Here is a 22,003-nt window from a genome sequence, read left to right on the forward strand (position 1 = left end):
AAAATCCCCTCTACATCTCTCTAAAAACAAACAAATCCCCTCCCGTTAGGGAGGGGTTTGCGCTTTGGTAATTCTTAATTCCGAATTAGCCTTATTCCACCGTCACGCTCTTGGCGAGGTTTCTCGGCTGGTCCACGTCGTTTCCGCGCAACACGGCGATGTGGTAGGCGAGCAACTGGAGCGGGATGCAAGTGAGGATCGGCATGAGCATCGGGCGGGTCTTCGGGACCGTGATGATGTGGTCTGCGATTTCGTCGAGCGGGTGGCAGTCTTCCGTTGTGACGGCGATGACCTTACCACCGCGGGCCTTGATTTCGCGGATGTTGCTGATGATCTTGTCGAAGAGTGAATCCTTCGGGGCGATGACCACGACAGGCATGTTTTCGTCGATGAGGGCAATCGGGCCGTGCTTCATTTCTGCAGCGGGGTAGCCTTCAGCGTGGATGTAGCTGATTTCCTTGAGCTTCAAAGCACCTTCCATGGCGACCGGGTAGCAGAAGTGGCGACCGAGGTACAGGAAGTTGTTTGCCTTGCAGAGCGTCTTTGCAATTTCGGCGATGCTGTCGGAGAGCTTGAGCGTTTCCGTCACGAGATCTGGGAGTTCCAGGAGGTCCTTCACGATGTCGGCGCCTGTTTCAAAGCTGAGTCTGCGCTGGCGACCGAGCAGGAGGGCTATCATGGCGAGCACGGTGACCTGGCTTGTGAAGGCCTTGGTGCTGGCCACGCCGATTTCCGGACCGGCGTGCAAGTAAACGCCACCGTCGCTTGTGCGGGCGATTGTGGAGCCGACGCCGTTACAGATGGCAAGTGCGGTTGCGCCTTTCTGCTGGGCTTCGCGCAGTGCTGCGAGCGTGTCTGCGGTTTCACCGGACTGGCTGATAGCAATGACGAGCGTACCCGGCTTGATGATCGGGTTCCTGTAGCGGAATTCCGAAGCGTATTCGACTTCGACCGGGACGCCGGCCAAGTCTTCGATCATGTATTCACCGACCATGCCTGCATAGTAGCTTGTACCGCAGGCGGTGATGATGATGCGGTTGATGTTACGGAGTTCCTTGATGTTCGTGTCGAGGCCGGCGAGCTTTGCGTTACCTTCGGCGGTGAGCAAGCGTCCGCGCATGGTGTTGCGCAGCACTTCGGGCTGTTCGAAAATTTCCTTGAGCATGAAGTGCGGGAATCCGCCTTTGGCTACGGCGTCAGCATCGAACTCGACGTCCTGGACTTCGCGTTGCACTTCGTGGCTGCTCATGTTCACGATGGAATATCCGTTGTCCTTAATTTGGACAACGTCATTATCGTCAAGATAAACGACTTTCTGCGTGTGGTTGATGATGGCAGAGACATCGCTTGCGAGATAGAAGTCACCTTCGTTTCCGATACCAAGAATGAGCGGACTTCCACGGCGGGCTCCGATCAATACATTCGGTTCTTCGCTGCAAATGACTCCAAGTCCGAATGTGCCTTCAATTTGCTTGAGCGTCTTGAGAACTGCGGACTTCAAATCGCCGTTATAATAGCGGGCAATGAGGTGCGCTACGACTTCGGTGTCGGTCTCGGACTTGAATTCGATGCCCTCGGAGATGAGCTTTGCCTTGAGGCTTGCGTAGTTCTCGATGATGCCGTTATGAACAATTGAAATTTTTCCGTCATAACTTGTATGTGGATGGGCGTTGGCTTCGGTCGGCGCACCGTGCGTTGCCCAGCGGGTGTGGGCTATGCCTACGGAACCTTTAAGCGGAGTGCCTTTTAGTTTGTCTTCTAGGGCTTTTATTTTACCTGAAGCACGAACAACTTTTATTGTGTCGTGGTCTAAAACGGCTACACCCGAACTATCGTAACCGCGGTACTCCATTTTTTTCAGTCCTTCAACAAGAACCGGTATAGCTTCCCCTTTGCCATTGTATCCGATTATTCCGCACATAATGATCCTGATATTTTAATTGTCAGCTGGAAATATACTAAAAGTAAAGGTAAAAAGAAAATTATTGTAAGCTTTATTGGGATTGTTTTACTATTTTAAGTAACGTCTATTTTTTCATAGAGGATAAAAATGAAGACTAAATTGATTGTTGCAGCTGGCGCTCTTGCCATGCTTATGACGGGTTGCGAACCTTGCAAATCCGCATCTACCGAAAAAACATCGCTTGTGACTGAAAAGGACAAGTACAGCTACGCTCTTGGTGCCCATTTTGGTAACCAGGCTCGTTTCCAGCTTGTTACTCGTGATTCCATTGATCTCGACTTGGATCTCTTTGTTCAGGCTTTCAAGGAACGCTACAATAGCGATTCTGCTAAGTTCTTGATGAACGATTCCGTCATCATGGAAACGCTCAACAAGCTTTCTCAGGACCGTCAGGCTGAAAAGATGAGAAAGGATAGCCTCGCTGCTGAAAAGAGCAAGGCCGAAGGTGAAGCATTCCTTGCCCAGAACAAGACTGCCGAAGGTGTCGTGACCACGCAGAGCGGTCTTCAGTACAAGGTCATTACCGAAGGTCAGGGCGCAACCCCGACGGATGACGACAAGGTGAAGGTGCACTACACGGGTACGCTTCTCGATGGCACTAAGTTCGATAGCTCTATCGATCGTGGTCAGCCGCTCGAATTCCCGGTGACAGCCGTTATCCCTGGTTGGACCGAAATGCTCAAGCTCATGAAGGTTGGCGGAAAGGTTATCGCATGGATCCCGAGTGATCTCGCTTACGGTCCGCGTGGCAACCGCGCTATCCCGGGTAACTCCGTTCTCAAGTTCGAAATGGAACTTCTCGACGTGATCGCTCCGGAAAAGCCGGTCGAAGAAGCTAAGCCTGCTGCAAAGCCGGCTAAGCCTGCTAAGGCTGCCAAGAAGGCTGCTGCTCAGCAGTAATCCATAGCTTTTCGCTAGAATTTGAATGCCTCGCGCCCACCCGCGCGGGGTATTTTTTTCGCCGTCATCCTGGAGCCGAAGGCGATAGGATCCATGATACGTTTGGTGCGGGATCACCATCTCGTTGGTGGTGTAAAAATTTTATCTTTGCTTTTGAAATTTTAAGAGCGGGTGTTTATGTCCAGAATTTTCTTTTTACTGTGCGCTGTTGCTATAGCACTTACCGGATGTAACGAACAGAAAAAAATTGATGCGCTGATGCAAGAAAATGCGAAGCTTGAAGCTTCGGCCGATTCTTTAAAGGCTTTGATTGCCAAAGCGCAGGGTGCAACTTCTAAGTGGCTTGTGAAGAACGATACCGTTCGCGCCGGCGATGGACTTTTCCAGGTGCTTTACCGCATGAACATCAACGAAAAGGAACGCGGCAAGATTGTGATTGCCTTGCAAGACTCTGTTGAATTGTCGGCTCTTCGCGTAGGGCAGGTCTTTTATGCGGCTCTTGATTCCGCAGGCGATGTCCAGCGCTTCCGCTTTGCACCGAACCCGGCGACGGTCCACATGTTGAGCAAGGTTGAATCTGGATTTGCCTATAGCCGTATAGACAAGCCTGTGTCGGTTCGTAAGTCTGTTTTTGAAGGTGCCCTTGAAGCGGGGAGTACATTGAACGGGATTCTCTATAAGGTGGGAATTCCGGGTCGCATGGTAGGTGTCGTGAGTGGCATTTTGCAGTGCAAGGTATCCTTCCAGCTTGCCCGTCCGGGAGACAAGTTCCGCATCTTGCTCGAAGAAAAGTTCTATCAGGATTCCATCTGGATTAGCGGCAAGGTCCTCTATGCCGAATTTGACGGCCATACGGTTGGCCATCATGAAGCGTTCCGCTACGAAGACCCGGATCCGAAGAGTACGTTTAACGCCCACTACACTGAAAAGGGCGAAGCTCTCGTTTTCGAAGGTCTCCGTTACCCGCTCGACCGTTTGCACATCACAAGTCCCTACGGTGCCCGCATCCACCCGATTACGGGCCGTCGCACGGTGCATCACGGAATCGACTACGGTAGCCCCAAGGGTTCGCCGGTTTACGCTGTTGCAGCCGGTGTTGTGACTGTTTCAGGTTATGACGATTTGAGCGGTAACAAGATTGCCATCCGCCATAGGGATAATTCCGAAAGCTGGTATATGCACCTTTCTGTGCGAGGCGTCAATGTTGGTGCTAAGGTCGCGCCGCGTCAGGTGATCGGTAAGGTTGGTTCAACTGGCCGCAGCACAGGGCCGCATTTGCACTTGGGCTTTAAGGACAATCGTGGCAACTGGATGAATCCCGCAAAGAAGACCATGATTGCGACTCCGAAGCTTGAAGGTGCGCGCCTCGCTCGCCTCAAAAAGCAAGTGGCTGATATCCGCAAGGAAATCGAGCTTACGCTTGCGTCTCCTGCGGTCAAGGCGAACGATTCTACCGATGTTCTCGTTCGCATGCGTGTATTGAAATAATTTACCTATTCAAACTTCTTTCTGTACTCTTCCGGTAAGAGGTAGAATCCAGGCATTGTATCCTGCGCGACCGCTTGCTTTGCGAAGTGGCCCGTATTGGTCTTGCCATAGCCGGCAATTCGCTTGAATTTCATTTCTTTGGCAAGCTCTGCGGCTGTTGCGAGTATTAAGTCATTGTCCTGGATGGAAAAGTCTGGCTCGATTCCGTACTTGTGGTAGCTATTACGGTCTTTGTCAATGACCTTCATGCTGGTAATCGATGCTATAGAGAACGATGGTGTAATCCAGCGTGTTTGTCCAATGCCTTTTCCGTATGAGACTGAACCGACAATGGGATACTTTTTGTTCGATACGACTCCTGCAATCATGAGTTCCGAGCAGCTGGCCGTATTGTTGTTGGACAGGAATACGAAATAACGGTCTTTGGCGATTCCGTCGGCGGTGTTGATTTCGAATGTCGTGTCGAAAGCTTGCCTTTTGCGGATTGTATCTGCTTTTGTCTCGATGATTCCAATAGCGGTGTCGCCTTTCGAAAGGAGCGCTCTGGTCATCGCTTTGCACTGGTCGCCATCTCCTCCGCCGTTGTCCCGCAAGTCTATAATTGTAGCTTTGTATTTCTCTGTTTCGCGGAGGTACTGGACAAATTCTCCGTATGTGCCGGAATCATTAGATGTATTGGCTACAAATTCGGATATTTTAATGACCGGTATCGAGTCGTAGAATGAAAGTTCAACGGTCGGAGAAAGGTAAGAATCGATGACGACAGGTATTGTAATCCGAGTAGAATCGCGCTTGATGGTGTAGGTGATTGTCTCGCCCTTAGAGGCAACGGCGAGCCTTCTGAAGACGGTCTCGTTTGTTGGGGCGACACCTTCGATTTCGACAATCTCGTCGCCTGCTTTTAAGCCGGCTCTATCGGCTGGAGAATTCTTGGTAACCTTCTGAATAATAAACTTGTCTGGAAATGCTAGAGAGTCAAGCCTAAATCCTGCGCCTGTGAGTTCGTCGGATTGCCTTAAACTGTTTAACAAGCTGTATGCTCGTGATGCGTCTACATAGTATGTGAAATTGTCGTTCATCATGGCATACATGTAGTAAAGATCGTAATAGTCCCAGGGAATTTCTTTTTCGTACATTTTTTGCATGTCGACTTTATCGACATAGTCCTGCGGTTCCCCTAGATATTTATCTTGGTCTACATAGTAATAATAGAGAAGCCTGTAGTTGTACTGAAATTCTCTAGATGTGTTTTGAAGAGTCTTTTTATCCGACGATGAAACTCCGTTGTCGGACACACATGCTGTAAAAAACAAGCAAAAAACAGAAAGCGAAACTATCGCGTAATTTAAAAAAGCGAATTTTTGAATGCCTTTAGATAAGTGCTTTCGTTGTTCCATTCTATAGCTCCTCCCTCTAAATTCGGGCTGGTGTTATAATATACAAAATGGTTAGCTTGTTTAGCAAGAACTTTGTTGAGGTTGGGAATCTTGACTCCGTAGAGCTTGTTTGCAACTTGTGCGGCGCAATTTTCGCTCGGGCTTCCTTCGCAATCGTATTTTGGCTTGATCCCAATGCCGTGATAGGAATTGCCTTTGGGGGTTAGAAATTCAAGGTCGGTGATTGTCGCAAGCCCGCCTGCAAATGTGCTGTAGTTGGTTTGCCCGATGCCTTTCCCATAGGTCTTCTCTCCGACAAGCGGAATGTCGGTCGTTTCTGTGACGGCGGCAATGAATATTTCGGCGCAGCTTGCAGAGCCTCGGTTCGCAAGAATTAGGTATTTCCCGGTTTCTCCCGGATCGCCGGCTTTTGCCTTTGCTGTAGATGAATAGTATTGGGATTCGCCGTCGGCTGTTAATGCTCGCCAGTTCCTTGATGAAAGCGTTCCCTCTTTTACAAAAAGGTCTGCCATCGCAATGCACTGGTTGACGTGCCCGCCAGGGTTGTTGCGCAAGTCGAGAACGCGTACGCGTTTGTCCGATGCTGTTGAATCCAGATATGCCTTAAGTTCTCCGTAAGATCCATTTTTCTGGTCGGCTGTCGTGGGCTTAAAACCTTCGATCGTGATAAACACGATGCCCGGGTTGCCGTTTGCGGAATCGACGAACAACGTATCGACGAAGACCGTTGGCGCGTAGAGGGTTTCTTTTGTGAGATTGTATAAGGTGCTTGTGTCGTCATGTTCTACAAGCAAGTCAATCGTTTTACTGTAGCTTAGAATGGAGTCGTAGGTGGCCTTTGCCTTTTCCCCGGTAAGTTCAATGTCGTTTGCGCTGATGATTTTCCCAAATCTTGGAACTCCGGCCCTTGCTGCCGGACTGTTGGGGTATACCCGAGTGATGATGATGGGGTGTTCTAAGTTCTTGTTGCTGTAGTAGCGCATCCCGATATCGCCACCGACAATCTTGCTCGTGTTGATGGCAGTAATCGCATCATCGCTTTTGGATGGCGGTGTATATCGCGTGTAGGGGTCTACTAGCGTCCTGTAAAGGACCTGGACTGAATCCCCGTCTTCGGGCAGGTTTGCAAGTTCATCTTCGTACAGATATACTTTTTGAAGGAGCCAGTAGTTAAATGAGTATTCCGTCGGTTTGGGAGTACTCTCGACCGGATGGATAAAGTCCGAACATCCGAGCAAGCCCAAAAGCGTAGCAGCTAGAATTATTCGGAGAAACATGGCTTTATCCTTTGAACATTTGGTTTGTGGGATCTCCTAAAAAGGAGATTCCCGGTCTATGCCGGGAATGACAATTCTCTAGTAACTAAGGACTAGTGACTAGTTACTGCGGCGAAGCCGTTACTGGTCGATGCTCAGTCCCTTCTTGTCGAGGAGCACACGCGGAATGCCGCCTTCGAGCGGGTTTTCGATGACGGAGATGGTCTGGAGACTTTCGCATTCGGCAAGGCTTTCCGGGAGGGTGGCAAGCTGGTTTGCATCGAGCACGAGTTCGCGGAGGCTCTTCAGGTTGCTGAATTCCGACGGAATGGCGCCCAAGCGGTTACCGGAAATCATGAAGATTTCGAGGTTCTCGAGGTGCGAGAGCGTTGCCGGGATGGTTGTCAGTTCGTTATTGTCGAGGTAGAGCTTCACGAGGCTCTTCATCTTGCCGATGGTCGGCGGGATTTCGGAGAGCATGTTGTCGTGGAGCGAGAGCTTGACCACTTTCTGCCAGTTGCCGACTTCAAGCGGCAGGTCCAGGAGCTGGTTTTTCGCGATGTTTACCGTCTGGAGGTTTACAAGCTTGCCTACAGATTCTGGAAGGTCCGACAGGCTGTTGTAGCCGAGGTAGAGGTTTTCAAGTTTTGTAAGTTCTCCGATGGATTCCGGCAGTTCCATGAGGTCATTTTCACTCACGGAGAGGCTCTTCAGGTTTTTCAAGAGACCGATGTCATCGGGAATCTCGACAAGCAGGTTGCGGTCGAGGTTGAGTTCCTCGAGGGATTCAATTTCAAACAGTTCTGGGGGCAACAGGCGCAGACCCTTCTGGGAGAGGTCGAGCGTCTTTGCTTTTTCAGCTTTAGCTTTGGCAATAACATCTAGTAAATTCATAAAAAGCTCCTAATGTTTAAATCATAGCTTTTTTGTCCGAAAAAACGTAAAGTTGGCAAAAAAAAATGTAAAAAATGAGAATTTTGCACATCTGAGCACCTAAAATTTGCTAGATTAGAAAAAAAAATTAAATGTTTTATCTTTTTTGCACGCAAATATTATGATTTGAAACTATTTTTAAGGAGCAAATTACGAATATTCCAATATATAATAATATTGTATATTGGTTTTCAGTGTAATTATTGAGGAAAAAATGGAACTAACAAAATCGCAGGAACGCCGCTTAGCATTTGTCGCTAGCCTCTTGAGCTTGAACCCTAACGACCCAAACGATAGAATCAAGGCACTCCGGCATCTGAACCTAGATGAAAATGGATGCTTCCACGGCTTCCAGTATTCACAGGGCTTCATGGAATTTTTCATCTTCCTGGACGAAGATACTCCGCTCGAAAAGGTCGTTGCTCACCTGAATGCCGACCTGAAACAGCTCCAGATTGCGGTGTTCCGCACAAGCGATCCTACAAATCCGTTCTTCCTCTCGCTTCGCGAAGAGGCTGACCCGTGGGCCGTCAACAAGATTTCTGACGAAGAAGCTGAAGAAGATGTTGATGCTCCGGCAAGCCGTCCGTACATGGAAACGCTCGAAATCACCGTGCTCCGCACCCGCGCAAGCCGCGACATCACGGACTCCGAACTCGAACGTACCCTCAAGGACATGCGCAGAAAGCTCACGCTCTGGAAGGCCGATGTCAAGGCAAAGCTCGAAATCATTGCCGAACACGATGACCTTACCCGCGACTTCCGCAGCGCAGACGACAAGCTTGAAATCGAGATGGATTCCGAACCGCTCCACCTCACATCGGATCATGGCGAGCTTTTCCTCGGCTTCTGCCCGATCCGCACGATTTTTGACTACCACGTTGCCCTTGGTAAGCGCCTCAAGACCAAGCACAACATGGCTATTGTAAGTTCTAACATCCGTACTTACCTCGGTAACCTCACTCATACGAACGCCGCTCTTATCGATGCCTTCCAGACCATGGAAAGGAATGACGACAAGAACGTGAACGTCGATGACTTCCCGTTCCTCCACAACGGTATGACCCTTACGGGTGATGACCTGCGCCTCAAGGAACGCGATGGCAAGAAGGTCCTCTTCATTGAACGCCCGAAGATCATCAACGGTGCTCAGTCCCTCTTCACGTACGAACAGTATGCCAAGAAGAGCAAGCACCCGGTGAACCCGCAGGTGCTCGTGAAGGTCGTTGTACCGTACCAGGGCGCCGACAACTTCTTGAACCAGGTGACCATGGCTAACAACCGCCAGAACCCGGTGTTCAGCTACCATCTGCGTGCCGCTGACGACTTGCAGTTCTTCATTTGGCAGCGTTACCAGGAAGAAGGCTTTACCTACGTCTATAAGGACGGTGTCCGCCTCAAGGCCCGTACCCGTAAGCTCGAAGTCCGCATGCGTCCGGAACTTGCAAAGACCCTCTTCATGATGGATGGCAAGCTCAGCGAATGCCGCTCCAGCGACTGCATCTTCGACAAGGAAACGCTCTACCAGCGCTGCTTCGGTGCGTTTGTGCGCGTTGCCCCTGAAAAGGAAAAGGATTTTGTCCGTAAGACCATCGCCTTCACGAAGGCATGGCAGCTCCTTAGCCGTCTCCCGATCAAGATCCGCAAGGTTACTCCGGGTAAGGGCGTGTCTATCGAAGCTAACGACGATAACCCGCTGACCCGCATCACGTGGAATGGCCGCCTCGAAGACAAGTTCATCTTCCGCAGCGCCGTGAAGGACCTCGTGGTCGCTCTCGCTCTCCGTCACTGGCTCATCTACGGCAATCCGATCCAGGATTTCGAATGGCTCGTCGAAAACGAACTCAACTTCAACGATTCCATCCTCAAGTACGCATCCCGCATCTACACGGATGACTTGAAGAACATCTTGATTTCTGAATTCAAGGACAACACGGCCTATTACGATACCATCACGACAATCGACAAGGATTCTGGTGAATCTGTGGAACGTCGCCTGTGGAAGGGCTTCTCCAATACGGCTACTTACGACAAGATGATCGATCTCTTGTGCAAAAAGAACCCGGCTTGGGAAAAGTGCCGCGGTGGCATTGAAGTATTCCTCTAGTTTATCCTTTAAATAGGGGCTAGAAGCCGATTTTGAAGCGCTCACGTTAAATGTGGGCGCTTCTTTTTTTCTATGTTATCGGTGTTAATTTTTAGTGTTCCGTTTTTGTATTTTGTGACCGTTGCGTTTTAGAAAGTATTTTAAATCCGCCCTTTGGGGCTTTGCTGCATGCAGCTTTGTGGCTGTGGGTTCCGTCTGGTCTCAGGATGGGACGCTTAGCTCGTATGAATCTCTTTTTGACGATGAGCTTTTCCAGGATGTGCCTGCCCCGAAGTCTTCGTCTCAACCGACTGTGGCGGTTTCGTCTGCGGTGATGTCGTCGTCGTCCGTGGCGATTGCTTCTAGTGCAGCGGAGCTTTCTTCAAGTGTTGTGCTTCCGGCTTCGAGTTCTGCGGTTCCGGCTTCGTCTTCGGCGAAACCGTTGTCTAGTGCGGCTGAGTCTTCTTCGTCGATTAAAGTCGAATATTCTTCTGCGGTTGAATTGTCGTCCTCTTCGGTGGCGCCTGCTCCTACCAAGCAGCCGACAGTCCAGGAATCGCGTACGCTTGCAGAAAATCCTTCCTTGGGCGAACCTGCATCCGAAGGGCAGGCCGATGCATGGACTCCTGCGATTAAGTATATCCCTGTTCCCAAGTCCACGTCCCCGTTGGACGGCCTACTCCCGCTAGGTGGCATTGGAATGCGTCCGGGGTTGATGAATGCCTCGAAGGGACAAGTCTTTACGCATGATATTGACGTGGCGACTCGTGAAATCGATGTGACCGAAAAGCGCGTGAATACGGTTTCCCGTACGGATACGACTGTGCTTTGGACATCGCATTATCCCGAACTTGCGGATTATGTTTCGGACATGTACGATGTGGGACGCAAGCGTCTTTGGCTCAATGGCCTTGTAGGTCAAAACGACGGCGGTTACGAAGCTCCGGAGACGGGTTCCGTCTTTGACATTACGATCCCGGTGAACATGCCTGCCTGGATGAAGGACTTCGGCTTCAATAAGCCTAAGCTCATGCTCAAGGGTACGATGGATGTCCGTCTTAAAGGGTATGGCGAAAAGGATGATGCCGAGGGTAGCACCAAGACAAGCCTTTGGCCGTCTCCGTCTTTGGACTACAATCCGAGCTTCATGGTTGAAGGTAAGATTGGTCCGTACATCACGGTTGAAATCAAGAATGTCGATGAAGGTCTCGGTTCGCAGAACGAAGTTCGCGTTGTGTATGAAGAATCGTTCAAGGGCGAATTCGAAGATTACATCTTGCAGCGCGTTGAAGCTGGTACCACGAACCTTTCGCTTACGGGTACTGAATTTACGGGCTACTCCGAAAACCACCAGGGCCTTTTTGGTATCAAGGCGGACTGGAAACTTGGCGACTGGAAACTTACGACGATTGCATCCCAGGATGGCGGCGAACAGGAAGAGTATTCCATCAAGGCCAATGAATCGACGACTGAATTCCAGGTGACCGATAAGCAGTTTGTTGCATACCGCTATTACTTCTTGAACCACGATGTGAGGAACGCTTACATTGACGCTACTGTCAAAAAAGGTTCCATCAATTATCCGGTATCCGATCTGAAATTGTACAAGAGAAGTGCGTTGAATGAATCGGACAACGTGTTCAAGAATATTACGGTGGTTTATAAGACTCCGCAGGGCGCGCCTATTACAAAGACTGTTGACCGCATGGTGGAAATTCCCCGTTCGGACTATAAGTATGATCCTAAGACGGGTGTCCTGAAGATTAACGGTGTTAATCGCAATACCCTTATTGCTGCAAACTATAGCAGCGAGAATGAACAGCGCAAGGGTAAGGACTTGCGCAATGGCGGTGAAGCAGTCCTTATCCAGTGGGATGCAACGCTCAGTGAACTCAAGGATATTGATAAATTGATGCTCCGCAATGTTTATGCCATCGGCATTTCGGATGCAAGCGCGAACAGCTTTGTTCTTCGCATGAAGAACAAGTCGGGCATCTCTGGAACTTATCTGAAGACTCTTGGCCTTGCCGATGAAAATGACGGTACTCCTTTAGTAAACGATGCTACGATCTTTAAGAAGGATTCTTCGGGCAGCTATACGGGCGAAATGTGGTTGCCCTGTAGGCCGTGGACGGATTCCATTTATAGCGGACTTTCAAACGCAGTGGAGCTTGCCAAGAAAAACTGTCTTGAACCGTTGCGCAATCTGGATTCTTCGGCGGCTGTGAATCAGCTTTATACTTTGCCGGTCTATAACTTGAACCGTTACACGAGCCAGTTCTACTTTGAATCTGTTGGTAAGCGCCGCAATTCCATGATTAGTGTGCGTGACCCGAATTCGAGCTATTCTGTGAACAGCGGAAGCTGCATGGATATCTCTCCGGGATCCGAAAAGGTGACTGCCGGTTCTACGACTCTTATCCGTGGAACGGACTACGAAGTCAACTATGAACTCGGCCAGATTGAGCTTTTGAGTGAACGCGCTCTTGACCCGAATAAGGAAATCAAGGTCAAGTTTGAATGCGAACCGATGTTCGAGGTCGATAACAAGCTTCTTCTCGGTGCCCGTGCGGAATTGCCTCTGGATCTTTACGGTTTTGGTTCAGGTTCTGTGTTCGGTGTTACCGCACTTTATAAGAGCCAGAGCACGACGGCTGAAGTTCCGACGCTTGGTAACGAACCTTATTCCAGCTTCCTCTGGGGCTTCAACGTCCGCTTGCAGGATTCTGTGCAGGCTCTTACGGACTTGGTGAACGCTATTCCGGGAATCCAGACGACAGTGGCTTCGAACTGGCGCGTTGAAGCGGAATTTGCGGGTAGCCGTCATAATGCCAATACGAGCAAGACTCGGACCGCCCTTGTGGAAGATTTTGAATCGACTTCGACGGGCCTTGTTTATCCGTTGTCTAGACTTTCATGGTATCAGGCTTCTCCTCCGGGTGGTGACACCCTGGATTCTAGAACTTACATCGAAAGTCAGGATTACAAGCACCAGGGTGAATTTATCTGGCATAGCAACAATACGGAACTTTACAAGTACATCTATGATAATGTCGGCAACTCCGATGTCGATAATCAGCATTTGACTGTCCTTAAGATGACTCTTCGCCCGAATGACAACCTTATGGGTAATTCTTGGGGCGGTATCATGCGCGCGAACAGTTCGTACTACCATGATATGAGCGAGATGAAGTATATTGAAGTTGTCGCCCGCGGTAATTCGGGTTCCATCTTCCTTGATTTGGGCCTTGTGAGTGAAGACCTTTCAATTAGCGGTTCTGCACCTAATGGTCGTTATGATGGCGAAAACCAGATCGGCATGACGACCGCCCAGCATGACCGTGGCCTTGATGGTAAGACTGGTGCCGATGAAACTAGAATAGAATGGGATTGCCGTGTTGCCGGTTGTAAGGGTAAGGAATACAACCAGGGAAATGTCGATCCATCGACAAGGGACATTGCAGGGGATAACTTCAAGGACTTTGACGATGAGAGCGATCCGCCGAAGAGCATTAACGGAACGGAAGGTAACCTGGGTGAACGTGCGTATGATACCGAAGATATCAACAAGAATGGTTCCCTCGACACCGATATTAGCTTTGTCCGTTACCGCATCGACTTGACGGATACGTCATCGTTGTATGTGGATAAGCTGAAGAATGGCTGGCGTAGGTGGCGTATTCCTCTGAACCAGTACGATACAATTGTATCTCCGACGGGGAACAGTTACAAGGAAATTCTTTCGGAAGCCCAGTATACGCGTATGTGGCTTGGCAGGCTGAGTCCGGGCGTTTCCGAAGCGAAAGTGCAGATCGTAAGTCTTGGCGTCATGGGTAACGCCTGGGAAGAAACTACGGTTGCCGATTTCTATCGTACTTCTACGAATGAAAATTCGCAGATTGTCGAAGTTAATGGTGCTGAAAATAGAATCAGCGAATCTGTTTCGACGCATGATACGACATATGTCAAGGTTTCTACGATCAATAACCGTGAAAATGCAAAAACGTATTACAAGTCCCCGAATACGGTGACGGAACGTGATGCCGATTCCAATGCCCCGCTCAAGGAAACGGCGCTTGTATTGGATTACCACAATATGAATCCAGGCCAGGAAGTTGGCGTGACCCGAATTTTTGATACGGACACGAAAAACTTCTCGTCGTACAAGTCTCTGAAAATGGAAATTCACTATGTGAATGGCGCAAAGACCGATAAGGTGCCTGTGCGTTTTGCCATGCAGTTTGGTGAAGGCTCGATTGATGGTTCGAAGGACTATTACGAATGGAGCTTCCGTCCGAAGGCTTTGCGTTACGACTGCTCCCGTGAAGAAGATTGCCACGAGCAGAACTGGCTTGACAATGCCTTTGCAATGAATTTGTCTGATTTCTCGGACCTCAAGCGTGGACGCCACCCGCCGTATTTGGAACCTGTTGTGAAAAAGCTTGATGGCGATCGCGAAGAAGTCATTCGCCTGGTCGGTAACCCGTCGATTACCAAGGTCGATTGGATGCGCTTTGTGATTATCGCCGATTCATCGGCTTCGCCCAGTGACCTCAAGGGTACATTCTGGGTCAATGACCTCCGCCTTTCTGACATGGATACGGAATGGGGTTATGCAGCCCGTGTGAATGCCCAGGTGAACCTTGCTGATTTCATTTCGCTTTCTGGCGCTGTGCGCTACCAGGATGGCGACTTCGCGACACTTTCCAATTCTGGACGCTCCCCGAAGCCGGATCTTGCAACGGCCGCATCGCAGCTTGACGTCTCGGCGGACATCTCGATTGCGCTGAACAAGTTCCTGAACGATTCTCTGGGATTCCATATTCCGATGTCGTTCGGATACCATAGCACGACAAAGCGCCCGTACATGAAGCCTACGGATGACATGATGCTTAAAAAGAGCAGCTTTGTGGACCTTACGGGAGACATGTTCCAGAGCGATCTCGCCGTGAAGTCGGACAAGGAAGAGAACGCGCTGCGTGACAGTGCGGAATCTAAGGGCTATGAATCTTATGAACAGGACTTGAGCTTTAGCGTTAGCTACCATAAGGATTACAAGGCCAGTGAAACGAAGCTTGGAGAATTCTTCTCGCAGGCATTCCTGGAACGTCCGGCCCTTAGCTATTCTTACCACCAGACCGAAGGTCGCGCAACGACTGCGTCGGACTCTACTTATTCGTACCACACGATGCTCGAATATAAGCTGGGTACGTTTAGCATGTTTAAGTTCAAGCCGTTCGAAGGGCTTGCTAAGTATTCCTGGTTGAAGGATATTGCAAAGACGGAGTTTGAGCCGTGGCCGCAAACTTTCGACTTGACGCTCTTTGACTTTAACTATGTGCGCTATGTGAACCAGACCCGCGATCCGGACTTTGTGGAACCGCAGGTGGACAAGGTCGTGACCTACACCGCAGAACTCAACCATAAGCTGAATTTGCGCTGGAATATTCTTTCGTTCTTGACGACTAGCTATTCTGTCAATATCAAGCGTGACATGTTTGGCGGCGGTGACCGTGAAGCTTTCACAAAGGAAAACTTCTTTACGTTCTCCGAGGGCGGTCTTTTTGCAAGCGGCTACATTTTTGACCATGACCATTCTGATAGAAAGGTTTATGTCTCTCGTGACAGCCTTGTGGTTTTCCCGGTCGATACGATTGCTAAGACGGATGCAAATGGCAAGCCGCTTGCGATTGACATGCAGAATCCGGATTCTTATGAGATTCGTTACGATACGACGGCCTTCTACAAGGTGGATAGCGTCGGACATCGCGAATATGGCCGTGCTTACGGAATTTTGCGTAATGAACGTTCAAGAAATCAGCAGTTCAGGTTGACCTTCAATCCCAAGCTGATTCCTTTCATTCCGTTCAATATGCAGTTCTCGTCTGACTTTAACCAGCAGAAGACCATTCCGAATGACTTCAGTTTCAAGGATCCTTCCAATATTGAGAAAAATTACTGGACGATTTCGCAGACGAACCGTTTTGAGTTTACTCCGGCCCTTAAGATTATGGATCTTGCCAATTTGTTTGGAAAGGAAAATGCGGTTGCCGGTTTCTTTGACAAGCTGAAGTGGCGTGAAATCAAATTCAACTGGAACGCAAGTACCAATACCATCGGTGAAAACTTTACGCTTGCCCAGCTGTATGAAGAACAGGGTGTGACTCCGTTCCAGTATTATCTCTATGGCCTGGGTCTTGGCGATGGCCATGGCGGCCGTGGCCTCTGGAATATCATGACGGGTAACATGGGTCTTACCGATCGTGGTGATTATACCGGCTTTGCCCAGTATCGTAACAAGCACGTGGATACTCTTGTCTATCAGGGCAGCTTCCGCAATTCTGTGTCTCGTTCGTTGCAGATCAACACGGGACTCACTTTGCCGATTTGGGATATTTCATTGACGACTGATTTCCAGTGGAAAGAGGACTTCTCGCAGTCCCGTGAATACCCGTTGTACATTGACACGACGACGACTCTTCCGAAATTTGGCATCGGTATTTCAATTCCGAATATTTCCCAGAAGGTGTCGTTCCTCAATGACTTCCGCAGTGTGAGCTTGAATAGCCGTTTTGATTATTCCCGTACTGTGGTTAGGCGTCCGTTCCAGAGTGCCGAAGATTCTTGGGCCAGGGTCTGGAACTTTAACCCGCTTATTCGAGTTTCTATTCTTACGCAGAATAATTTGCGTATCGAAAATAGCGTCCGTATGAAAATCGAATCGACAGACCGCCGTCCGAAGCAGGAAGTAATTTCAAATCCGTGCTGGCTGCCTGATGATCCTGAACGCGAAGATTGTTCTGATACGACGAAGTACTTCCTTGAAACACCGTGGATGCCGACCGCACTTTACAACGACTTTGGTATCAACATCGGTGATGATTTCTCGATTTCGTACCCGCTCAAGCTTGACAAGGGATTCCAGCTTTGGAAATGGTTCTTTAAGCTTAAGAACGATATCGACCTGAAGCTTACGGCCGGTTATGATTACAAGAAGACCATTCGCAAGGAGTATGAACCTGTGAACGGCTACGAGATGACGAACAAGGAATCCGGCACGGATGGAATCTATAAGCAGTGGGGTGTTGATTTTACTGCCTATAAGCCGAAGCTTGAACTTAGCTATCGCACGGTTCCGTCGAGAACGCATGAATGGTTTATCCGTCCGAGTGCATCTTACACGTTCAACAAGATGGCTTCGCTGAGTTCGTACATCGAGTATAGGCAGATCTATGAAAAGCTGGATGACGAAACGGCTCACATGCGCCAGATCCTCCAGTTCGAACTTGCTTTGATGTTGCGTTTTGACTAGGAGCGCTTGCATCATGTCTAAAACTAGAGTCGCAGTCGGCATGAGCGGTGGCGTGGATTCGTCTGTGGCCGCTCTTCTTTTGCAACAGCAGGGTTACGAAGTCGTGGGCGTGACGCTTCGCGTTTTGCCTGATGTCGATGGCGCCTTTGACGCCGAAAACGACCCGAGTGTCGTTCGTGCACGTGCGATTGCCGAAAAGCTCGGCATCGAGCATCATGTGGCGAATTGCTCCGATGCTTTTACGGGAGAAGTCTTAAAGCGCTGCCATGCGGATTTTTCGCATGCGCGTACGCCGAACCCTTGCTGCTACTGCAATCGCTTTATCAAGTTCGGCTGGATGATGGATTACGCCAAATCGCTCGGCGCGGACTTCTTGGCGACAGGGCATTACGTGCGCATCGAAGAAGTGAACGGTGTGCGCAGGCTTTTGCGCGGGCGAGACCCCGGCAAGGACCAGAGTTACTTTTTGTTCTGGGTTCCCGATGAACGCCGCAATCACGTGCTTACACCGCTTGGAACGTACGTGAAAAGCGAAGTGCGCGAAATCGCCGAGCAGAATGGCTTTGTGAACGCGAAGACGGGCGACAGCCAGGATATTTGCTTTGACATTTACGGCTCGCAATACACCGAATTTTTGAAGGACCGTTTTGGCGAGATGACGCGCCCGGGCCGCTTCGTGGATGAAAAGGGCAAGGTGTGGAATACGCACGATGGGTTCCACAAGTACACGGTCGGTCAGCGCAAAGGTCTGGGCGTGGCGATAGGTGTGCCGGCGTTCGTGAAGCATGTGGACCCGGAAACGGGTGACATTCTGGTGACGGGCGACAAGTCGTCGGTCTGCTTTGACCGCGTGGAAATGGTGAACTGCGAATGGCACGGCGGCGCGCGGGAGGTCGGGACGACGTTCCGCGCCGAAGGCATGGTGCGTTACCGCCAGCGGGCGGTTGGCTGCGAAATTACCATTGTCGATACAAATAAGGCGGTCGCCGTTTTTGACGAGCCGCTCTTTGCCGTGACTCCGGGCCAGTGTGCCGTCTTTTACGATGGAGACATGGTCCTCGGCGGCGGCCAGATTGTTTAACCTTTGTATTTTAAGCGCAATATGTTTCGATATGTTGTTTCAGTTTTAGTGTTTGCAATATCTTTACTTTTTGTAGGGTGTGCATCTAGTTATGAGATGTGGGTTTCTGTATCCGATGGCAAAGGAGACTATTCCATTTATTGCGATGGGGAACAGGTTTGCCCGACAAGCGATAATTGCCGCATTAAATCTTCAACAAGCGAGGATACGATTTATCTGGAAGCCCGAAAAAATGAAGTTGTTTACGGCAGCTTGCTAGTGAATCGCGGCGAGTCCACATATCACTTTAGCGCAGGCTTGTTGCGCTACTGGCCGTTCTTTTCTGATGGTCGAGGCCACCCAAGCACTGTGATGACTTTTGCGTTTCTTGATATGATTGCGCTTCCTGTTGCTGTTGCAACAGCTATCATTCCGACAAAGGAATCAGGAAAATTCCCTGCGGGAGTAACTATTCCTATTACGCGAAATGATTCTACATGGGTTAGTCCTTGGGACTAACTTACTTCACGATCCCGACTTCGCTGAGCTTGACGAAGCCGCGGATTTTTTCACCGAGGCGGATTTCTGCGAAGTTCCCTTGTTCGCCGATGACTTCAAAGCTCGTGCCTTCGCTGAGCGTGTTGAGCGTTTGCGACTTGTCGCTCGGGGCGCTTGTCACGTCGGCGCTTGATGCGGTCACGACGCCTGTGATGTCCGTTTCGAGCGTGTACATCTTGTAGAGAGCACTTGCGCCAATCGTGCAGAGGATGACGCTCATGCCGAATACGACACCTGTGCAGATGTTCTTGCCGCGGCTGCCGTTTACGAATCTACGGGCGAGAATCACGAGCGCAATTGCCCAGAAGAGAATGAGCGAAATGTTCATTTGGCTTTTGAGCGAAAGCGCGTGGTGCAAGTCCATCAAGCCTTCGAGAATCGGGTTCTCTTCTTCGTCACCTTCCTTATCGCGAGTTTTAGTCTGTGCGAAATTCAGGTTGTGCTGGATGTCGTCATCGCTTGGGTGCAAACGCAGCGCGGACTTGTAGTAGAAAATTGCAAAGCCGAGCTTGCCGCTGCGGTAATAGGCGTTGCCCAAGTTGTAATAGAGATCCGCATTGACGATGCCTTCGTCAACGCATGTGCGCCATTCGTCAATTGCGCGTTCAAAGTCGTTCTCGTTATATGCCTTGGTGCCGGCTTCGAGGCCGTTGCATTTGTCGGCGGCGCTTGCTGCGGATGTGAGGAGGAGCGCTGCGGCGATCGTCAAAATAATTCTATTCAGTTTCATAAAAGCGTCCATTGGAGATTCCCGCGCGTCCCCGTCAAGCGAGGACTGGTAGGCGGGACTTGTTAAATGTTCTTATAGCTTCAGCGCCTCGCATAGTTTTTCGACATCTGCGAGCATTTGGGACTGTTCTTCGGTTGATGCCGTGACCGGAGCAAATCGCACGAACGAGCATTTTTCAAGCCAGCTGTTGATGGCTTCGATCGTTTCTTCCTTGACGCCGCGCTTTGAAAGTTCCTGCTTCATTTGCGGGCGGGTCATGCCCTTGAATTCGACGTTCGTCAAATTGCTGAGGTAATCGATGAGGCCATTTTCGAGTGCCGCAAAGAATGCTTTGCCGTCACCGTTCTTGAGGGCGGTGCGGGCGTTCGCGAATTTTTCCTTGAGGAGCTTGTTAGCCTTGCCCTTGCGGACGAGCGCCGTGTTGCTGTTGCGCTTGCGGTTTCTCGTGATGGCAAAGTTTGCAATCAGGTAGAACGGGATGGCGGCTGCAAATAGAATCCAGAAGAGCACACTCCTGTGCGGGGCGCTAGATTCGGACTTGTCCGTGATGGCATGGATAAAGCGGATGTCGCTGCCGAGGAATTCAATTTCTTGCTTTTGGACGACTGGTGCCGAGGAGCCAGTGCCTGCGGAAACCGGAGCTTGGTAAACGGGTTCTGCGGGGGCGTCGCTCTTTTCAACTTCGATGGTCCATGGGCCTGCTGAAGCGGTTTCGTATTTCTTTTTGGCCGGGTTGAACCAGGAATAGGTAATGGCGGGGATTTCGAAAGTTCCCTTTTTCTTCGGGTAGAGGAAAACCTTGATATCCTTCGAGGTAATGACCTTGTTGCCCTTGACTTTCTTGTTGATGCTGTTTTCGGGTGGAACAGAGCGGAATTCGCTAAAGTCGGGGAGTTTCGGGTCCGTGATGGTTCCCGGAGTGCCATCGCCCTTGATGCTAATCGCAAGTGTGAGCGCTTCGCCGACCTTGAGGTTTGTACGGTCGAAGTTGGCGCTAAAGCTGTAGTTGCCGACCATTCCCGAGAAATCGGCGGGCTTGCCTTCGGTCGGGAGCGGGAGAACGGTGATGGAAAGCGGGGCGGTGGAGGTTTCCGTTTCGATGGATTCCTGCTTTACGCTGCGGCTCGAGAACGACATGCCACCCATTTGCTTCTTTTCTTCGACGACTTTGGGTTCACCGAGCTTGGTGTACTTGAACTTGAAGGACGGAATTTGGAGCGTACCGCTCTTGGTAGGGCTGAGCCATGCGTATTTGGCGGATGCCTTCATTTCGCGGCGGGCGCCTTCGACCGGCTTGAAATCTAGATTCGAAAGGTCGTTGCGATGGACGATGAAGTCGTTGCCGGTGCTCATGTCGGTAGCCTGGAGGCCGCCCTGGAAGTGCTCAAAAGTGTGGAGGCTCAAGGTGACGCTGAACTGTTCACCTTCGTAAATGGACTTTTTGCTCGGGGTAAGGCTTGCGGCGAGAGCGTCGTCGTTATAGGAGCGCTGCACGGTGACCGGGATTTTGCTGCTGATGGTGTTGGCTTCGCCGCCAATCATCCATGTGAGTGTACCGAGGTCCTGCGTGCCTGTCTTTTTCGGGGCTTTGACCTTGAACGAATAGACGCGGGCTTTGTAGGCTCTTCCGCCACCGCCGAAAAACGAGTTGAAAATGTCGTCCATGTCCGGGCGCATCACCTGATCGGCACTGTCGAGCCCGAGGAGCTTAAAGTTATTGCGTGTTTCGAGGCGGAGCGCGCCTCTGTTTTGCGGCAGTTCCTGAATCGGAACGATGAACTGCAAATTGAATGTCTGACCCGCTTCGATGCGGTCGCTATCGACTTGAAGAGATGGCTTTGCGTTTACAAATGCTGTTAAACCGAGACATAAAAGCAAAAATCGTTTCATAGCCCATAATTTACCAAATTTCCACCCCGGAGATTGCAATATATATAGAACAATCGCAAGAATTGTGTTCTTTGGGTTTTGTCATTCCCGGCTTTGACCGGGAATCTCCTTTTCAATACAAGGAGGAGGTGCCCGCTTTCGCGGGCATGACAGTCGTAAAAACGGTTTCGAAAAATTTTCGCGGAATATATACTTTTTCCCCTTGAAACGTTAGTAAAAAAATGTTATCATTGGCGCCGTCAAAACAAGGAGTCAAAACAATGTACTGCATTCTCGCCGCCCTCTTGATTAAGAGCTTTAAGAAATACGCAAAGCGTGCTTAATCGAAAAAGAATTTCTCTCTCCAATTAACGATCGCGATGCCACGGATTTGCCGTGGCTTTGCTTTTTTAAGGGCTAAAATCGTTCAAGGTTGGCGATGCATTTTGGT

At 50.1% G+C, this 22,003-nt stretch carries 12 protein-coding genes; 6 read left to right on the top strand and 6 right to left on the bottom strand.

All coding sequences use genetic code 11. The features are described from left to right. Window positions 1–91: 91 nt before the first annotated feature. A complete protein-coding gene (gene glmS, locus B7990_RS07435; RefSeq protein ID WP_088640360.1) occupies window positions 92–1,921 on the bottom strand; it encodes a glutamine--fructose-6-phosphate transaminase (isomerizing) in 1,830 nt (609 codons plus the stop codon). Between the two features lie 129 nt (window positions 1,922–2,050). On the opposite strand from glmS, the gene B7990_RS07440 reads away from it, so the two are divergent. Both B7990_RS07440 and B7990_RS07445 read left to right on the top strand, forming a co-directional pair. After that, window positions 2,051–2,863 (top strand): FKBP-type peptidyl-prolyl cis-trans isomerase, encoded by an 813-nt coding sequence (locus tag B7990_RS07440; RefSeq protein ID WP_088640361.1) that lies wholly within the window; start codon window positions 2,051–2,053, stop codon window positions 2,861–2,863. Window positions 2,864–3,040: 177 nt separating this feature from the next. Then, window positions 3,041–4,351 (top strand): M23 family metallopeptidase, encoded by a 1,311-nt coding sequence (locus tag B7990_RS07445; RefSeq protein ID WP_088640362.1) that lies wholly within the window; start codon window positions 3,041–3,043, stop codon window positions 4,349–4,351. Between the two features lie 5 nt (window positions 4,352–4,356). Here B7990_RS07445 and B7990_RS07450 read toward each other — a convergent pair whose 3' ends face one another. The 3 genes from B7990_RS07450 to B7990_RS07460 form a co-directional block, all read right to left on the bottom strand. Continuing rightward, the gene (locus B7990_RS07450) at window positions 4,357–5,646 is read right to left on the bottom strand and encodes a S41 family peptidase (protein ID WP_254917386.1); all 1,290 of its coding nucleotides are present in this window, start codon (window positions 5,644–5,646) and stop codon (window positions 4,357–4,359) included. Between the two features lie 50 nt (window positions 5,647–5,696). Next, window positions 5,697–7,025 (bottom strand): S41 family peptidase, encoded by a 1,329-nt coding sequence (locus B7990_RS07455; RefSeq protein ID WP_088640364.1) that lies wholly within the window; start codon window positions 7,023–7,025, stop codon window positions 5,697–5,699. Between the two features lie 120 nt (window positions 7,026–7,145). After that, window positions 7,146–7,898, bottom strand: coding sequence for a leucine-rich repeat domain-containing protein (locus tag B7990_RS07460; RefSeq protein ID WP_088640365.1), 753 nt, complete (start codon window positions 7,896–7,898; stop codon window positions 7,146–7,148). A gap of 253 nt (window positions 7,899–8,151) precedes the next feature. Here B7990_RS07460 and B7990_RS07465 point away from each other — a divergent pair, with 253 nt between their 5' ends. From B7990_RS07465 to B7990_RS07480, 4 genes are all read left to right on the top strand, one after another. Then, window positions 8,152–10,044: an AIPR family protein gene (locus tag B7990_RS07465; RefSeq protein ID WP_088640366.1), complete on the top strand. Its 1,893-nt coding sequence runs from the start codon at window positions 8,152–8,154 to the stop codon at window positions 10,042–10,044. A 121-nt stretch (window positions 10,045–10,165) separates the two neighbouring features. Further along, window positions 10,166–17,335 carry a cell surface protein SprA gene (gene sprA / locus B7990_RS07470; protein ID WP_088640367.1) on the top strand — a complete coding sequence of 2,390 codons (7,170 nt, stop codon included), beginning with the start codon at window positions 10,166–10,168 and terminating at the stop codon, window positions 17,333–17,335. 13 nt (window positions 17,336–17,348) lie between these two features. Next, complete coding sequence (gene mnmA, locus B7990_RS07475) at window positions 17,349–18,416, top strand: tRNA 2-thiouridine(34) synthase MnmA (RefSeq protein ID WP_088640368.1); 1,068 nt, start codon at window positions 17,349–17,351, stop codon at window positions 18,414–18,416. A gap of 96 nt (window positions 18,417–18,512) precedes the next feature. After that, on the top strand, window positions 18,513–18,914 hold the full coding sequence (locus B7990_RS07480; protein WP_254917387.1) for a hypothetical protein: 402 nt from the start codon (window positions 18,513–18,515) through the stop codon (window positions 18,912–18,914). Between the two features lies 1 nt (window position 18,915). Here the strand turns inward: B7990_RS07480 and B7990_RS07485 are convergent, their stop codons facing one another. Together B7990_RS07485 and B7990_RS07490 are read right to left on the bottom strand one after the other, a co-directional pair. Beyond that, complete coding sequence (locus B7990_RS07485; RefSeq protein WP_088640497.1) at window positions 18,916–19,683, bottom strand: tetratricopeptide repeat protein; 768 nt, start codon at window positions 19,681–19,683, stop codon at window positions 18,916–18,918. Window positions 19,684–19,755: 72 nt separating this feature from the next. After that, a complete protein-coding gene (locus B7990_RS07490; RefSeq protein WP_088640370.1) occupies window positions 19,756–21,573 on the bottom strand; it encodes a BatD family protein in 1,818 nt (605 codons plus the stop codon). Window positions 21,574–22,003: the final 430 nt, after the last annotated feature.

It is taken from the genome of Fibrobacter sp. UWB4 (assembly GCF_002210345.1).
Classification (GTDB): Bacteria; Fibrobacterota; Fibrobacteria; order Fibrobacterales; family Fibrobacteraceae; genus Fibrobacter.

What these genes read in the sequence shown, in the direction of transcription:
- B7990_RS07490 (WP_088640370.1), bottom strand. Translation starts at nt 21,573, where the DNA reads ATGAAACGATTTTTGCTTTTATGTCTCGGTTTAACAGCATTTGTAAAC.
- glmS (WP_088640360.1), bottom strand. Translation starts at nt 1,921, where the DNA reads ATGTGCGGAATAATCGGATACAATGGCAAAGGGGAAGCTATACCGGTT.
- B7990_RS07445 (WP_088640362.1), top strand. Translation starts at nt 3,041, where the DNA reads ATGTCCAGAATTTTCTTTTTACTGTGCGCTGTTGCTATAGCACTTACC.
- B7990_RS07485 (WP_088640497.1), bottom strand. Translation starts at nt 19,683, where the DNA reads ATGAAACTGAATAGAATTATTTTGACGATCGCCGCAGCGCTCCTCCTC.
- mnmA (WP_088640368.1), top strand. Translation starts at nt 17,349, where the DNA reads ATGTCTAAAACTAGAGTCGCAGTCGGCATGAGCGGTGGCGTGGATTCG.
- B7990_RS07455 (WP_088640364.1), bottom strand. Translation starts at nt 7,025, where the DNA reads ATGTTTCTCCGAATAATTCTAGCTGCTACGCTTTTGGGCTTGCTCGGA.
- B7990_RS07440 (WP_088640361.1), top strand. Translation starts at nt 2,051, where the DNA reads ATGAAGACTAAATTGATTGTTGCAGCTGGCGCTCTTGCCATGCTTATG.
- B7990_RS07480 (WP_254917387.1), top strand. Translation starts at nt 18,513, where the DNA reads ATGTGGGTTTCTGTATCCGATGGCAAAGGAGACTATTCCATTTATTGC.
- B7990_RS07465 (WP_088640366.1), top strand. Translation starts at nt 8,152, where the DNA reads ATGGAACTAACAAAATCGCAGGAACGCCGCTTAGCATTTGTCGCTAGC.
- B7990_RS07460 (WP_088640365.1), bottom strand. Translation starts at nt 7,898, where the DNA reads ATGAATTTACTAGATGTTATTGCCAAAGCTAAAGCTGAAAAAGCAAAG.